12 protein-coding genes are annotated in these 12,113 nt (G+C 70.6%); 8 read left to right on the top strand and 4 right to left on the bottom strand.

What is annotated here, in order from left to right; genetic code table 11:
* Window positions 1-104 precede the first annotated feature (104 nt).
* From galT to ACGFWE_RS29985, 4 genes are all read left to right on the top strand, one after another.
* Window positions 105-1,166, top strand: a complete 1,062-nt coding sequence (gene galT / locus ACGFWE_RS30000) for a galactose-1-phosphate uridylyltransferase (RefSeq protein ID WP_393602947.1) — start codon at window positions 105-107, stop codon at window positions 1,164-1,166.
* Window positions 1,163-2,125, top strand: a complete 963-nt coding sequence (gene galE, locus ACGFWE_RS29995) for a UDP-glucose 4-epimerase GalE (protein WP_352388337.1) — start codon at window positions 1,163-1,165, stop codon at window positions 2,123-2,125. Before galT ends, galE begins: the two co-directional genes overlap by 4 nt.
* Window positions 2,125-3,279 carry a galactokinase gene (galK, locus tag ACGFWE_RS29990; RefSeq protein WP_393602945.1) on the top strand — a complete coding sequence of 385 codons (1,155 nt, stop codon included), beginning with the start codon at window positions 2,125-2,127 and terminating at the stop codon, window positions 3,277-3,279. Before galE ends, galK begins: the two co-directional genes overlap by 1 nt.
* An 88-nt stretch (window positions 3,280-3,367) precedes the next feature.
* A complete protein-coding gene (locus ACGFWE_RS29985; protein ID WP_393602943.1) occupies window positions 3,368-4,156 on the top strand; it encodes a hypothetical protein in 789 nt (262 codons plus the stop codon).
* Here the strand turns inward: ACGFWE_RS29985 and ACGFWE_RS29980 are convergent.
* On the bottom strand, window positions 4,146-4,604 hold the full coding sequence (locus ACGFWE_RS29980; protein WP_352388331.1) for an N-acetyltransferase: 459 nt from the start codon (window positions 4,602-4,604) through the stop codon (window positions 4,146-4,148). The two genes, ACGFWE_RS29985 and ACGFWE_RS29980, sit on opposite strands and share 11 nt — an antisense overlap.
* Window positions 4,605-4,879: 275 nt before the next feature.
* On the opposite strand from ACGFWE_RS29980, the gene ACGFWE_RS29975 reads away from it, so the two are divergent.
* On the top strand, window positions 4,880-5,647 hold the full coding sequence (locus tag ACGFWE_RS29975) for a response regulator transcription factor (protein WP_352388329.1): 768 nt from the start codon (window positions 4,880-4,882) through the stop codon (window positions 5,645-5,647).
* Here the strand turns inward: ACGFWE_RS29975 and ACGFWE_RS29970 are convergent.
* Window positions 5,606-6,103: a MarR family transcriptional regulator gene (locus tag ACGFWE_RS29970; protein ID WP_352388327.1), complete on the bottom strand. Its 498-nt coding sequence runs from the start codon at window positions 6,101-6,103 to the stop codon at window positions 5,606-5,608. The genes ACGFWE_RS29975 and ACGFWE_RS29970 overlap by 42 nt on opposite strands.
* 89 nt (window positions 6,104-6,192) lie before the next feature.
* Here ACGFWE_RS29970 and ACGFWE_RS29965 point away from each other — a divergent pair, with 89 nt between their 5' ends.
* Together ACGFWE_RS29965 and ACGFWE_RS29960 are read left to right on the top strand one after the other, a co-directional pair.
* Complete coding sequence (locus tag ACGFWE_RS29965; RefSeq protein WP_352388325.1) at window positions 6,193-6,987, top strand: trans-aconitate 2-methyltransferase; 795 nt, start codon at window positions 6,193-6,195, stop codon at window positions 6,985-6,987.
* Between the two features lie 112 nt (window positions 6,988-7,099).
* Window positions 7,100-7,273: a CsbD family protein gene (locus ACGFWE_RS29960; protein ID WP_352388323.1), complete on the top strand. Its 174-nt coding sequence runs from the start codon at window positions 7,100-7,102 to the stop codon at window positions 7,271-7,273.
* 69 nt (window positions 7,274-7,342) lie between these two features.
* Here the strand turns inward: ACGFWE_RS29960 and ACGFWE_RS29955 are convergent, their stop codons facing one another.
* Together ACGFWE_RS29955 and ACGFWE_RS29950 are read right to left on the bottom strand one after the other, a co-directional pair.
* Complete coding sequence (locus ACGFWE_RS29955) at window positions 7,343-8,023, bottom strand: TetR/AcrR family transcriptional regulator (protein ID WP_352388321.1); 681 nt, start codon at window positions 8,021-8,023, stop codon at window positions 7,343-7,345.
* On the bottom strand, window positions 8,020-9,030 hold the full coding sequence (locus tag ACGFWE_RS29950; protein WP_352388318.1) for a fatty acid desaturase: 1,011 nt from the start codon (window positions 9,028-9,030) through the stop codon (window positions 8,020-8,022). The genes ACGFWE_RS29955 and ACGFWE_RS29950 overlap by 4 nt, the downstream gene beginning before the upstream one ends.
* Window positions 9,031-9,338: 308 nt before the next feature.
* Between ACGFWE_RS29950 and ppc the strand changes: the two genes are divergently transcribed.
* Window positions 9,339-12,080: a phosphoenolpyruvate carboxylase gene (ppc, locus tag ACGFWE_RS29945; RefSeq protein WP_393602939.1), complete on the top strand. Its 2,742-nt coding sequence runs from the start codon at window positions 9,339-9,341 to the stop codon at window positions 12,078-12,080.
* Window positions 12,081-12,113: the final 33 nt, after the last annotated feature.

The raw sequence follows: 12,113 nt of genomic DNA, 5'->3' as shown, positions 1-12,113 counted from the left end.
AATTGAACACCTCGACTGATGCGCTTTGTTTGATTCCGATGTTGACGCGACTGCGCGGTTATGGTTACTTGTGTTTAGTTATGTTTGACTGAAGGAGTCCAGCGGTGAAGAAGACCTCGACCCGGCTGGCCGACGGTCGCGAGCTCATCTACTACGACCTGCGCGACGACACCGTCCGCGACGCCGTGGACCGGCGGCCGCTGGAGCGGACTGTCACCACGTCCGAGGTTCGTCGGGATCCGCTGCTCGGCGACTCCGTGGCCATCGCCTCGCACCGACAGGGGCGCACCTACCACCCGCCCGCCGACGAGTGCCCGCTGTGCCCCTCGCAGGGTGAGCGGCTGAGTGAGATCCCGGACTCGTCGTACGACGCCGTGGTCTTCGAGAACCGTTTCCCCTCGCTGGCCGGTGACTCGGGCCGTTGTGAGGTCGTCTGCTTCACCTCGGACCACAACGCGTCCTTCGCGGACCTCACGGAGGAGCAGGCACGGCTCGTCCTGGACGCATGGACCGACCGGACGTCGGAGCTGTCGCATCTGCCCTCCGTGGAGCAGGTCTTCTGTTTCGAGAACCGGGGTGCGGAGATCGGTGTGACCCTGGGTCACCCCCATGGCCAGATCTACGCCTACCCCTTCACCACGCCGCGCACCGCCCTGATGCTGCGTTCTCTCGCGGCCCACAAGGAGGCGACCGGAGGGGAGAACCTCTTCGACGCCGTCGTGGCGAGCGAGCTCGCCGGTGAGCGGGTCGTCCTGGAGGGTGAGCACTGGGTCGCCTTCGTGCCCCACGCGGCGCACTGGCCGTACGAGGTGCACCTGTATCCCAAGCGCCGGGTGCCGGATCTGCTCGGCCTGGACGAGGAGGCCCGCACAGAGTTCCCCAAGGTCTATCTGGAACTCTTGAGGTGCTTCGACCGGATCTTCGGGGACAGTGAGCCCGCTACGCCGTACATCGCCGCCTGGCACCAGGCGCCTTTCGGTCAGCTGGAGGAGTTCGAGGGCGTGAGCCGCGACGACTTCGCGCTGCATCTCGAGCTTTTCACCATTCGCCGTACGTCCGGCAAGCTGAAGTTCCTCGCGGGCTCCGAGTCGGGCATGAACGTCTTCATCAACGACATCAGTCCGGAAGCCGCGGCACAGCGACTGCGAGAGGTAGCGAGTTCATGAAGTACCTGGTGACAGGTGGCGCGGGGTATGTCGGCGGGGTCGTGGCCCAGCACTTGCTGGAGGCGGGGCACGAGGTCGTCGTCCTCGACAACCTCTCCACCGGCTTCCGCGAGGGTGTCCCGGCCGGGGCCGCCTTCATCGAGGGTGACATCCGCGACGCCGCCAAGTGGCTCGACCGCTCTTTCGACGGCGTGCTCCACTTCGCCGCGTCCTCGCAGGTCGGCGAGTCGGTCGTGAAGCCCGAGAAGTACTGGGAGAACAACGTCGGCGGCACCATGGCGCTGCTCGGCGCGATGCGCGAGGCCGGTGTCAAGAAGCTCGTCTTCTCCTCCACGGCCGCCACGTACGGGGAGCCCGAGGAGGTGCCGATCGTCGAGTCGGCGCCGACCAGGCCCACCAACCCGTACGGCGCCTCCAAGCTCGCCGTCGACTTCATGATCACCAGCGAGGCGAACGCGCACGGCCTCGGTGCCGTGTCCCTGCGCTACTTCAACGTGGCCGGCGCGTACGGCAGGCAGGGCGAGCGGCACGACCCCGAGTCGCACCTCATCCCGCTGATCCTCCAGGTCGCCCAGGGCAAGCGGGAGGCGATCAACGTCTTCGGCGAGGACTACCCGACCCCGGACGGCACCTGCGTGCGCGACTACATCCACGTCGCCGACCTGGCCGAGGCCCACCTCCTCGCCATCGAGGCGGCCACCGCGGGCGAGCACCTCATCTGCAACCTCGGCAACGGCGAGGGTTTCTCCGTCCGCCAGGTCATCGAGACCGTCCGACAGGTAACCGGGCACCCGATCCCCGAGGTCGTGGCCCCGCGCCGGGGCGGCGACCCGGCCACCCTGGTCGCCTCCGCCGCCACCGCCCGCGAGAAGCTGGGCTGGAACCCGTCCCGCGCGGATCTCGCGGGGATCGTCGCGGACGCGTGGGAGTTCGCTCAGACCATCGCAGGGGAGCAGTAGTGGCGGCACAGCAGGTCCGGGACGGTTTCGTCGAGCTCTACGGAACCGAGCCCGAGGGTGTCTGGTCGGCGCCGGGCCGCGTCAACCTCATCGGTGAGCACACCGACTACAACGACGGCTTCGTGATGCCCTTCGCGCTGCCGCACACCGCGGTCGCGGCCGTCTCCCGGCGCACGGACGGCGTCCTGCGCCTGCACTCCTCGGACGTCGAGGGCGGGGTCGTGGAACTGCGCCTGGACGACCTCGCGCCGGAGAGCGACCGGAACTGGACCGCGTACCCGGCCGGTGTCGTCTGGGCGCTGCGCGAGGCCGGACACCCCGTCACCGGCGCGGACGTCCATCTGACCTCCACGGTCCCCGCGGGCGCGGGCCTGTCCTCCTCGGCGGCCCTGGAGGTCGTCGTCGCGCTCGCGCTGAACGACCTGTACGACCTCGGCCTCCAGCGCTGGCAGCTGGCCCGGCTGTGCCAGCGCGCCGAGAACGTCTACGTCGGCGCCCCCACCGGGATCATGGACCAGACCGCGTCCGCCTGCTGCGAGGCCGGCCACGCCCTGTTCCTCGACACCCGGGACCTCTCCCAGAAGCAGATCCCCTTCGACCTCGCCGCCGAGGGCATGGTCCTGCTCGTCGTCGACACCCGCGTCAAGCACTCGCACAGCGAGGGTGAGTACGGCAAGCGCCGTGCGGGCTGCGAGCGGGGCGCGGCACTGCTGGGCGTGGACGCGCTGCGGGACATCCCCTACGGCGAGCTCGACGCGGCCCTCGGCCGGCTCGGCGACGACGAGGAGGCCGTACGCCTGGTCCGCCACATCGTCACCGAGGACGAGCGGGTCGAGAAGACCGTCGCCCTGCTGGAGTCGGGCGAGACCCGCGCGATCGGCCCCGTGCTGATCGCCGGACACGCCTCGCTGCGCGACGACTTCCGGATCTCCTGCCCGGAGCTGGACCTGGTCGTCGACACCGCCCTCGCCTCGGGTGCCCTGGGCGCGCGGATGACCGGCGGCGGCTTCGGCGGCTCGGCGATCGTGCTGGCGGAGGCGGCCGACGTGGAGACGATCACCAAGGCGGTCCAAGAGGCCTTCGCCGGGGCGGAGTTCACCGCCCCGCGGGTGTTCGAGGCGGTGCCCTCGGCCGGAGCGCGGCGCCTGGTCTGAGACCGGCCGACCGCTGTTTTGCCCGGCTTGATCCGAACTTGGGGAAAGCCGGGCCTCTCCCTGACATACGCCCCAGTAACGTCGGAGCGTGAGTCGAGGGCGCCTTCGCATCCTGTCGGCGATCGGCATCGGCTGCTACGCGCTCGCCGCGATCGTCGGCTTCTACCTCCTGGCGGACCACCAGGGCTACGGTCTTCTGGTGCCCCTGTGGATCGCGCACGGCGTGCTCCTCGCCCTGCTGCTGACGAAGCTGTGCGCGGACGGGACGGGCCTGTCCGCGGCACTGCTGGTGGTGGGGGCCTCCCTGATGGCCGTCCACATCGCCGACCTGGCCCGCGACGACCTCACCCTGGAGCGGCGGGGCGAACGGATCACCGCCACCGTCGTACGCGACTGGCCCGCCCCGGACCGGGGGCGGCAGACGGACACCTACGACTACGCCCTCGCCCGCCACGACGGCAGCAGGCTCCCGGGCCCCGCCCTCCAGGCCGGCTCCGGCAGCTTCGCCGTGGGGCAGACCGTCACCGTGCTCGCGGACCCCGAGGGCGTCCTGCGTCCCCACATCCCGGGCGACGCGGACGCGACCGGTGACGTGCTGGGCGTAGGAGCGCTGGCGCTGATCGCGCTCGGCGTCGTCGCGGCCACCACCCGCCGGGGCGCGACCGTCGCCCGCCGGCGGGAGGAACGGGCCAGGGTGGCGGAACAGGAACACACGCTCCGCGAGGCACTGCGCACGGCCTCGGCCGACGACCACGGGGTCATCGAGGTGCACCCCGCGCACTACCCCGACGTCTCGCACCGCCGCGCGGCCGGTATCGCCGGGCAGCTGGGGCTTGAGCCGGCGGACGAGCCGGGCTCCTGGCGCTTCAGACGGTGAGCCGCTTGGTCAGCGTGTACTCCGTGGCCCCCGGCGGATAGTCCGGGATCACGCACACCACCTCGTAGCCCTGCTTCTTGTAGAACTCCGGCGCCTGGAAGTCCCACGTCTCCAGGCGTGCGGCGGTGCAGCCGCGGCCGCGCCGGGCCATGCGCTCCGCCCGTGCCAGCAACTGCGAACCCAGGCCCGCCCCGCGGTGCCGTCCGTCCACCCACAGACAGGTCACGTGCAGCCAGCTCGTCCAGGTGTGGCCGACCAGTCCGCCCGCGAGAGCTCCGGAGTCGTCCAACGCCCAGACGTGGAGCGGAAGTTCCCGTTCACCTGGGGTTCCGCGCAGCGCGCGCAGCACCGGGGAGGCCGCCGTGTTGGTGTCCCGCAGCCGCTTGCGGAGCAGATCCTGCCGGGCTTTGTCGACTTCTGTCTCCAGACGAAACATGCGGCTCACCATAAACGCAGCGGACAGCCAGTTCTGCAAATAACCTTCCGCTCCTGCCCCCCGGCCGTACCCTGATGAACAGCACCGGTGGGGGCCGGTGCTGATCAGGGGGCGAGACAGTAGTCGGGTACGGCGCCCGAAGTGGGGGTAGCAGTTCTTGCGCGGCGGCGGCCGTGCGGCCATCGCGCTTCGGGCGTCGTACCCGCGGCGGTGTCGTCCCCGAGTCGTCCTCAGACGAAGACGATGGGGTATCCCCTGCTCTTCGAGAGCTTGGGGAAGGGGGTTTCGTGGTTCGTATCCGAGTCCTGGTCGTCGACGACCATCGCATCTTCGCCGAGTCGCTCGCCGCCGCACTGGCGGCCGAGCCCGACGTGGAGGTCTCCGCGGCCGGCAGCGGTCCCGCCGCGCTGCGCAGTCTGGAGCGCGCGGCCGCCGAGGGCCGCCGTTTCGACGTGCTGCTCGTCGACGCCGATCTGGGCGGCAACGTCCAGGGCATCAGGCCCGCCGTGTCCGTGCCGGACGCCAACGAGGACGGGCTGGTCGACGGCATATCGCTGGTCGCCGGGGTCCGTACGGGGCAGCCGGCGGTCCGTATCGTCGTGCTCGCCGAGAAGGACGATCCGCGGCGGGCGGCGCTCGCCCTGCAGGCCGGCGCCTCGGGCTGGGTGGCCAAGGACTGCTCGCTGTCCCGGCTGCTCACCGTCATCCGGGGGGTGCTGCGCGACGAGACGCATCTGCCGCCCGCCCTGCTCACCGGCGTGCTGCGGGAACTCACCGCCGCCCGCAAGCACCGCACCGAGAGCGAGCGGCTGGTGGAGTCCCTCACCCCGCGCGAGCGGGAGGTGCTGCGCTGCATGGTGGCCGGGCTCGGCCGCAAGGCGGTCGCGGAGAGACTGTTCCTGTCCCCGCACACCGTGCGCACCCACATGCAGAACGTCCTCGGCAAACTGGGCGTCCACTCCACCCTGGCCGCCGTCGCCCTGGCGCGGCGCGCGGGCGTGGGACCGGTGGACCTAGCCGGGGATGTTGTCGAACGGGGCGGTCAGCTGGCGTAGCAGCCCGGCCAGTTCCCCGCGCTGGGCGCGGGAGAGCTCGGCGAGGATCGCGCGCTCCTGTTCCAGCAGGCCGGCGAGAGCCTGGTCCGCGCGGTCCTGGCCGTCCTCGGTGAGCCGGACCAGCACCCCGCGCCGGTCGCTCGGATCGGGCAGCCGCTCCACCAGGCCCTTCTTGGCCAGCCGGTCGATGCGGTTGGTCATCGTGCCCGAGGTGACCAGGGTCTGCGTCAGAAGCTGCCCCGGCGAGAGCTGATACGGCGTCCCCGCGCGCCGGAGCGCGGTCAGCACATCGAACTCCCAGGGCTCCAGGCTGTGCTCCGCGAAGGCCAGCCGGCGTGCCCGGTCCAGATGCCGGGCCAGTCTGCTCACCCGGCTGAGCACCTCGAGCGGTTCCACGTCGAGGTCAGGGCGCTCCCGGCGCCACGCAGCGACCAGCCGATCGACCTCGTCCTCCATGACGATCAGTGTAGTGGTTGTGTCGATGTGAAGTCTCTTGATGTGAAGCATCTTGACATCAAGATAAAAAGTTGAGGACAGTGGATCCCATGACGACTTGGGACCCTGCCCAGTACCTCCGCCACGCGGACCACCGCGCCCGCCCCTTCACCGACCTCCTCGCCCGCGTCCCGGAACTTCCGGGGGACGCGCCCGTGATCGCCGACCTGGGCTGCGGCCCCGGCAACGTGACGACGCTGCTCGCCGCGCGCTGGCCCACGGCCCGCATCACCGGCTACGACAACTCGGCCGAGATGCTCGACAAGGCGCGGGTCGAGTACGCGGGCCCCACGCCCGGCGGCGGCAGCCTCGACTTCGCCCACGCGGACGTCCGCACCTGGACGCCCGCACAGCCGTACGACCTCATCGTCAGCAACGCCACGCTCCAGTGGGTGCCGGGGCACGTCTCCCGCTTCCCGGACTGGATCGAGGGCCTCGCCCCCGGCGGCACCTTCGCCTTCCAGGTCCCCGGCAACTTCGACTCCCCGAGCCACCGCCTGATGCGCGACCTCGCCGGGGCGATGGGCCTCGCGGAGACCCTGCGCCACGACGACGCCGTCCTCGCCGCCCAGGACTACCTGACGGCGCTGGCCGACCTGGGCTGCGAGGTGGACGCGTGGGAGACGACGTACGTGCACCTGTTGCAGGGGGAGGACCCGGTCCTGGACTGGGTGAAGGGCACCGGTCTGCGCCCGGTCCTGGCCGCCCTCGCCGACGACCCGGCGGCGCGGGAGAGCTTCCTGGACGAGTACCGGGCAGCCCTGCGCGAGGCGTATCCGGCGGGCCGGCACGGCACACCGTTCCCGTTCCGCCGCATCTTCGCGGTGGCCCGCAGGGAGGGCTGATGCCAGTCCTGCGACCCCGTGGGCAACCGGCTGGAGTTCGTGGTTTGACCGGGGCGGTCCGGGTCACCCGCAGTGATGACAGCGGACTCTGCTAGCGCTGGGAGTGAGTACGGTGGCGGAAGACCAGAAGGCCAAGGCCAAGAAGGAACAGGTCAAGGGCAAGGCCAAGGAAGCCGTGGGCCGTGCGGTCGGCAACGAGCGCATGGAGGCCGAGGGTCGCGCGGGGCAGTCCAAGGGCGACGCGCGCCAGGCCAAGGAAAAGGCCAAGGACACCTTCAAGCACTGACACCCACGCGAACGCAGCGGCCCGTGCACCCCTGGGTGCACGGGCCGTCGGCGTAGTTCCGGTGACGGGTCAGCTCTTGCGGCGGCCTATCAGGCGCGGCTTCGCCTCCAGGCCGTCCAGGCCGTGCCAGGCCAGGTTCACCAGATGTGCCGCCACCTCGGCCTTCTTCGGGCGGCGCACGTCGAGCCACCACTGGCCGGTCAGGGCGACCATGCCGACCAGGGCCTGGGCGTAGAGGGGGGCGAGCTTCGGGTCGAAGCCGCGTCGCTTGAACTCGCGGCCCAGGATGTCCTCGACCTGGGTGGCGATGTCCGAGATCAGGGAGGCGAAGGACCCCGTGGACTGGGGGATCGGGGAGTCGCGGACCAGGATGCGGAAGCCGTCGGTGTGCTCCTCGATGTAGTCGAGGAGGGCGAAGGCCGCCTGTTCGCACAGTTCGCGGGGGTGGCCGGCGGTCAGGGAACTCGTCACCATGTCCAGCAGGCGCCGCATCTCACGGTCCACCACCACCGCGTACAGCCCCTCCTTGCCGCCGAAGTGCTCGTACACCACCGGCTTGGAGACGCCCGCCTTCGCGGCGATCTCCTCCACCGACGTGGCCTCGAAGCCCTTCGAGGCGAAGAGTGTGCGACCGATCTCCAGAAGCTGGGCGCGGCGCTCGGCCCCCGTCATCCGGGTGCGCCGCACGCGCCGCGGCTTCGCTTCGCTGCTCGGGGTACTGCTGGAGTCGGTCGCCACGGCGTCCATCATGCCGCCTCGGCGGCCTCCTCCTTGCGCCCGGAGCCGTCCCCGCCCGTGATCCGGCGTGAATCGATACGCGAGCGTGACGGCCAGCGCACGTCGTACGCCCAGCCCAGCATCTCGAACCAGCGGATGATCCGCGCCGAGGAGTCCACCTGCCCCCGCATCACCCCGTGCCGCGCCGAGGTCGGGTCGGCGTGGTGCAGGTTGTGCCAGGACTCACCGCAGGACAGCACGGCCAGCCACCACACGTTGCCCGAGCGGTCCCGCGACTTGAAGGGCCGCTTGCCGACCGCGTGACAGATCGAGTTGATCGACCAGGTCACGTGGTGCAGCAGGCAGACGCGGACCAGGGAGCCCCAGAAGAAGCCGGTGAACGCGCCCCACCAGGACATCGTCACCAGACCACCGATCACGGCGGGCAGGGCGAGGGAGAGCATCGTCCAGTAGAGGAACTGCCGGGAGATCGCCCGGATGGCCCCGTCCTTGATCAGATCGGGGGCGTACTTTTCCTGCGGGGTGCGCTCCTCGTCGAACATCCAGCCGATGTGCGCCCACCACAGGCCCTTCATCAGCGCCGGAAGGGTCTCGCCGAAACGCCACGGCGAATGCGGGTCGCCCTCGGCGTCCGAGAACTTGTGGTGCTTGCGGTGGTCGGCGACCCAGCGCACCAGCGGGCCCTCCACCGCCAGTGAGCCGGCGATGGCGAGCGCGATGCGCAGCGGGCGCTTCGCCTTGAAGGAGCCGTGGGTGAAGTAGCGGTGGAAGCCGATCGTGACGCCGTGGCAGCCCAGGAAGTAGAAGAAGACCAGCAGACCGAGGTCCAGCCAGCTCACTCCCCAGCCCCACGCCAGCGGCACCGCCGCGAGGAGCGCGAGGAAGGGGACGACGATGAAGAGGAGAAGGGCGAGCTGCTCGACCGTCCCCTTCGTCTCGCCGCCAAGGGTCGCTGCGGGGTGTGGGGGGTCGTCATTTGGCTTCGGGGCGTCTGCGATCACATCGGAGCGCGTGGTCATGGGCGTCCCCTGTGGGGTTTCGAGGATTGGAGACTGGTGCCGGGGTGCGGGAATCCTTCACGGGGGTCCGTGACGACGGTCCCTACGGTTCCGTAACCTACGGCATCGTAAGTATGGCAGTGGGGCGCCCGGCGGCAAGAGCCCGAGAGTCTGCGCGTCCGCATGGACACCTATCCTTGGAGTCGGTCGGACAGCGCGGTCCGCTCTGAATTCTTCCCGGATGGCCCGGCCGTATGCGGCGGCTGCCGCACGACCGCACTCCGGGTTCCCCTGCCGGACGAGCTTCAACACTGCAAGGAGCCGCACCTGTGAGCAGTGCCGACGACCTGACCATGAGCGCCACGTCGACCAGTACCGAGCTGCGCGCCGACATCCGACGGCTGGGCGACCTCCTGGGCGAGACCCTCGTCCGCCAGGAGGGCCCCGAGCTGCTGGACCTCGTCGAGAAGGTGCGCCGCCTCACCCGTGAGGACGGCGAGGCCGCCGCCGAGCTGCTGCGTGGCATCGAACTGGAGACCGCCGCCAAGCTGGTGCGCGCCTTCTCCACCTACTTCCACCTGGCCAACGTCACCGAGCAGGTGCACCGTGGCCGCGAACTGCGGGCCAGACGCGCCGCCGAGGGCGGCCTTCTCGCCCGTACGGCCGACCGCCTCAAGGACGCCGACCCCGAGCACCTGCGCCAGACCGTCTCCAACCTCAACGTCCGCCCGGTCTTCACCGCCCACCCGACCGAGGCCGCCCGCCGCTCGGTGCTGAACAAGCTCCGCCGGATCGCCGCGCTCCTGGAGTTGCCCGTCATAGAGGCGGACCGGCGCCGCTACGACACCCGTCTGGCCGAGAACATCGACCTCGTCTGGCAGACCGACGAGCTGCGCGTGGTGCGCCCCGAGCCCGCCGACGAGGCCCGCAACGCCATCTACTACCTCGACGAGCTGCACGCCGGCGCCGTCGGGGACGTCCTGGAGGACCTGACGGCCGAGCTGGAGCGCGTCGGCGTCAAGATCCCCGACGCGACCCGCCCCCTGACCTTCGGCACCTGGATCGGCGGCGACCGCGACGGCAACCCCAACGTCACGCCCCAGGTCACCTGGGACGTCCTGATCCTCCAGCACGAGCACGGCATCAACGACGCCCTGGAGCTCATCGACGAGCTGCGCGGCTTCCTGTCGAACTCCATCCGCTACACCGGCGCCACCGAGGAGCTCCTGGAGTCCCTCAAGCTCGACCTGGAGCGCCTGCCGGAGATCAGCCCCCGCTACAAGCGCCTCAACGCCGAGGAGCCGTACCGTCTCAAGGCCACCTGCATCCGGCAGAAGCTGGAGAACACCAAGACCCGCCTGGCCAAGGGCATCCCGCACGAGGACGGCCGCGACTACCTCGGCACCGGCGAACTGCTGCACGACCTGACCCTGATCCAGACCTCGCTCCGGGAACACCGCGGCGGGCTCTTCGCCGACGGCCGGATGAACCGCACCATCCGCACCCTGTCCGCCTTCGGTCTCCAGCTCGCCACCATGGACGTCCGCGAGCACGCCGACGCCCACCACCACGCCCTCGGCCAGCTCTTCGACCGGCTCGGCGAGGAGTCCTGGCGGTATGTGGACATGCCCCGCGAGTACCGGGCCAAGCTGCTCGCGAAGGAGCTGCGCTCGCGCCGGCCCCTCGCGCCGACCCCGGCTCCGGTCGACGCGGCCGGCGAGAAGACCCTCGGGGTCTTCCAGACCGTGAAGCGGGCCCTGGAGGTCTTCGGACCCGAGGTCATCGAGTCGTACATCATCTCCATGTGCCAGGGCGCCGACGACGTCTTCGCGGCGGCCGTGCTGGCCCGCGAGGCCGGCCTGCTCGACCTGCACGCCGGCTGGGCGAAGATCGGCATCGTGCCGCTCCTGGAGACCACCGACGAGCTCAAGGCCGCCGACACCATCCTGGAGGACATGCTCTCCGACCCCTCGTACCGCAGGCTCGTGGCGCTGCGCGGGGACGTCCAGGAGGTCATGCTCGGCTACTCCGACTCCTCCAAGTTCGGCGGCATCACGACCAGCCAGTGGGAGATCCACCGGGCCCAGCGGCGGCTGCGCGACGTCGCCCACCGGTACGGCGTCCGGCTGCGCCTGTTCCACGGCCGCGGCGGCACCGTCGGCCGCGGCGGCGGCCCCTCCCACGACGCCATCCTCGCCCAGCCCTGGGGCACCCTGGAGGGCGAGATCAAGGTGACCGAACAGGGCGAGGTCATCTCGGACAAGTACCTCGTGCCGTCCCTGGCCCGGGAGAACCTGGAACTCACGGTCGCCGCCACCCTCCAGGCGTCCGCCCTGCACACCGCGCCCCGCCAGTCCGACGAGGCCCTGGCCCGCTGGGACGCGGCCATGGACGTGGTGTCGGACGCCGCGCACGCCGCGTACCGCAGGCTCGTCGAGGACCCGGACCTGCCGACGTACTTCCTCGCGTCGACGCCGGTGGACCAGCTCGCCGACCTGCACCTCGGCTCACGGCCCTCCCGACGCCCCGGCTCGGGCGTCTCCCTCGACGGACTGCGGGCCATCCCGTGGGTGTTCGGCTGGACCCAGTCCCGGCAGATCGTGCCCGGCTGGTTCGGCGTCGGCTCCGGTCTGAAGGCGCTGCGCGAGGCGGGCCTGGACACCGTGCTCGACGAGATGCACGAGCAGTGGCACTTCTTCCGGAACTTCATCTCCAACGTCGAGATGACGCTCGCGAAGACCGACCTGCGCATCGCCCGCCACTACGTCGAGACCCTCGTCCCCGCCGAGCTCCAGCACGTCTTCGCCGACATCGAGGCGGAGCACGAGCTCACCGTCCGCGAGGTCCTGAAGATCACGGGCGAGGCCGAACTCCTCGACGCCACCCCGGTCCTGAAGCAGACGTTCGCCATCCGCGACGCCTACCTGGACCCGATCTCCTACCTGCAGGTGACGCTGCTCAAGCGCCACCGCGAGGCGGCCGCCGCCGGCGAACCCGCCGACCCGCTGCTGGCCCGAGCCCTGCTCCTCACGGTCAACGGCGTGGCCGCGGGTCTGCGCAACACCGGCTGACCTCCGGACACGAAAAAGCGGTGCCCCCGAGAC

Origin of the sequence: Streptomyces sp. NPDC048523, from assembly GCF_043199815.1 — a bacterium.
Classification (GTDB): Bacteria; Actinomycetota; Actinomycetes; order Streptomycetales; family Streptomycetaceae; genus Streptomyces.
The sequence above is the reverse complement of the archived record's forward strand: the minus strand, read 5'-3'. Positions and strand labels throughout refer to the sequence as shown.

Bases quoted from the DNA above. Each gene is read 5' to 3' on its own strand.
- ACGFWE_RS29955 (WP_352388321.1), bottom strand. From the start codon at position 8,023: ATGATGGACGCCGTGGCGACCGACTCCAGCAGTACCCCGAGCAGCGAA.
- ACGFWE_RS29980 (WP_352388331.1), bottom strand. From the start codon at position 4,604: ATGGTGAGCCGCATGTTTCGTCTGGAGACAGAAGTCGACAAAGCCCGG.
- galE (WP_352388337.1), top strand. From the start codon at position 1,163: ATGAAGTACCTGGTGACAGGTGGCGCGGGGTATGTCGGCGGGGTCGTG.
- ACGFWE_RS29950 (WP_352388318.1), bottom strand. From the start codon at position 9,030: ATGACCACGCGCTCCGATGTGATCGCAGACGCCCCGAAGCCAAATGAC.
- ACGFWE_RS29965 (WP_352388325.1), top strand. From the start codon at position 6,193: ATGACGACTTGGGACCCTGCCCAGTACCTCCGCCACGCGGACCACCGC.
- ACGFWE_RS29970 (WP_352388327.1), bottom strand. From the start codon at position 6,103: ATGGAGGACGAGGTCGATCGGCTGGTCGCTGCGTGGCGCCGGGAGCGC.